The organism is Pseudonocardia lacus (assembly GCF_018531445.1).
Taxonomy (GTDB): Bacteria; Actinomycetota; Actinomycetes; order Mycobacteriales; family Pseudonocardiaceae; genus Pseudonocardia; species Pseudonocardia lacus.
This window is the reverse complement of sequence record NZ_JAHDTH010000420.1, coordinates 1-2,258: the sequence shown is the minus strand read 5'-3', so window position 1 is coordinate 2,258 and position 2,258 is coordinate 1. Positions and strand designations below refer to the sequence as shown.

General features: G+C 77.6%; 3 protein-coding genes. 1 reads left to right on the top strand and 2 read right to left on the bottom strand.

Annotated features, from left to right (window positions below):
* Nucleotides 1–955: S1 family peptidase (locus KIK08_RS38690; RefSeq protein WP_214408276.1), on the top strand; the 955-nt coding region annotated here is incomplete at its 5' end.
* Nucleotides 956–1,041: 86 nt separating this feature from the next.
* Here the strand turns inward: KIK08_RS38690 and KIK08_RS38685 are convergent.
* A complete protein-coding gene (locus KIK08_RS38685) occupies nt 1,042–1,890 on the bottom strand; it encodes an META domain-containing protein (protein ID WP_214408275.1) in 849 nt (282 codons plus the stop codon).
* Between the two features lie 74 nt (nt 1,891–1,964).
* On the bottom strand, nt 1,965–2,258 hold a 294-nt coding region (locus KIK08_RS38680), incomplete at its 5' end, for a helix-turn-helix domain-containing protein (protein WP_214408274.1).

The window sequence follows — 2,258 nt, the reverse complement described above, 5'->3', positions numbered from 1 at the left end:
CGACGAGTCGGCGGCCTCGGCGGCCGTCGCGGGCTGGCGCGACCGGCTCGGCCCGTCCTACGGCGGCGCCTGGGTGGAGGACGGCGCCCTCGTCGTCGCCACCACCGACCCCGCGTCGACCGCCGCCATCGAATCCTCCGGGGCCCGGGCCCGCCTCGCCGCGCACCCGCACGGCGAGCTGGAGGACGTCCAGGCGAAGCTCGACGGGGCCGCGCCCCGCGCCTCCGGCTCGATCGGCAGCTGGTACGTCGACCCGGTGACCAGTTCGGTGGTGGTCACCACCACCGACCGGTCCGCCGCCGAGTCGTGGGTGGCCGGCGCGGGCGCCGGCACCGACCCGGTGCGCATCCAGATGGCCGCCGACACCCCGCGCCCGTTCGCCGACCTCGTCGGCGGCGACGCGATCCTGGCCGAGGCCGGCGGGCGCTGTTCGATCGGCTTCTCCGCCACCGCCGCGTCCGGCACCGCCTTCGTGGTCACCGCGGGGCACTGCACCGAGATCGGCGGCGACTGGGCGGGCGAGAACGGCGCGGTCATCGGTCCGGTGGCGGCCACCGACTTCCCCGGTGACGACTTCGGCGCCATCCGGGTCGCGAACACCGCGGCGTGGACCCCGACCAACGAGGTCGAGTCGGCGCTGCCGGTGACCGGGTCGCAGGAGGCCGCCGTCGGCGCCTCGATCTGCCGCTCCGGGTCCAGCACCGGCCTGCGCTGCGGGACGATCTTCTCCCGCAACGCCACCGTCAATTACGGCGGCGGCGACGTCGTGCGCGGGCTGACCGGCACCACCGCCTGCGCCGAGCCCGGCGACTCCGGCGGCTCCGTCGTCGCCGGCACCCAGGCCCAGGGCATGACCTCGGGCGGCTCGGGCAACTGCCGGGTGGCCGGCCAGACGTTCTTCCAGCCGCTGGAGGAGGCCCTCGACCGCTACGGCCTCACCCTCGTCACGAGCTGAGCCCCGGTGTCTTCGCAGGGGCGGTGTGATCGGCGCAGGGGGCACAGCACCTGCGCGGACCACGGGGACCCTGCGAAGACGGCCGGTCAGCCCCCGGTGGGCGGGTCGACCGGGCCGACCCCGGCCCGCGACGCCCGGTAGTACCGCCCCACGACCGTCCCCTCCGCGTCCAGCAGCACGAGGTCGGCGCCGTCGAACGCCGCCCGGCGGGCGAGCCCGAGCTGGGTGGCCACGTCCGCGCCGCCTTCGCAGAACATCAGGGTGCGCAGCTGCGGCGCGGTGGCCAGGAACGCGCCGTCGTCGCCGATCAGCCAGGCGCCGTCGACGGCGTTGCAGCCGTCCGAGCCCGCCCAGTCGCCGCCCTCGTCGAAGCGCAGGAACGCGTCGTTCGTCGCGCCGCGGGGGAACCAGTACCCGAGCAGCTCGGGGGAGCCGAGGGGGACCAGCGGGGCGGCGACGGGGGCCGCCGGCGCGGTGCGCAGCCGCTCGGCCTGGTCGGGCTCGCGGCCGGGGTCGACGATGCCGCCGCCGGGCCCCGGTGCCTCGGGGACCAGGCGGGCGACGGGCGCGCCTGCGCCGTCCAGCAGGACGCGGGCGTCGCCGTCGACCCGGAAGGCCGTGGCCGCGGCCAGCCAGTCCGGCGTCGGGTCGTCGGGGTGGATTTCCGGGCCGCCCTCGACGACGTCGATGCGGGCGAGGAAGCCGCCGGCCTGGTCGGCCCGCCAGGTGCCGGTCAGGGTGCGGTCGCCCTCGCGCACCTCGATCGAGCTCGGGTCGACCAGCACCACGCGGTCGTCGCCCTCGACCCGCCACCAGCCGCGCAGCGCGTCCGGGTCGGCGGTGGCGGCGGCCGGGGCGGCGGCCACGGTCAGCGCCGGGGGCGCGGACGCGCAGCCGGCGACCGCCAGCAGGGTCAGCAGCAGGAGACGCAGCATGCCGGGAAGACGGGAGGAAGGCGCCCGGCGGTTGGGCGGCGCGGCGATCCGGACGGCGGGTTCACCCGGAAGGATCACCCCTCACCGCCGCTGCCCACGATCTGGCGCAGGTGCGCGAACAGCTCGCCGCGGCTGCCCGAGCCCAGCCGCTGGCGCATCCGGGCCACGTGGTGCTCCACCGTCTTCGCCGAGATGAACAGCTGCTCGCCGATCTGCTTGTAGGTCATCCCCTCCAGCACCAGCGCCGCCACCTCGCGCTCCCGGTCGCTGAGCGGGCCCTCGCCCTCCGGCGCCGCGTCGACCGGCTCGGGGCGGGCCGGGCCGGTGGGGGGCGGCGCCGGGGCGGCCCGGTCGGCGGCGTCGCCGCC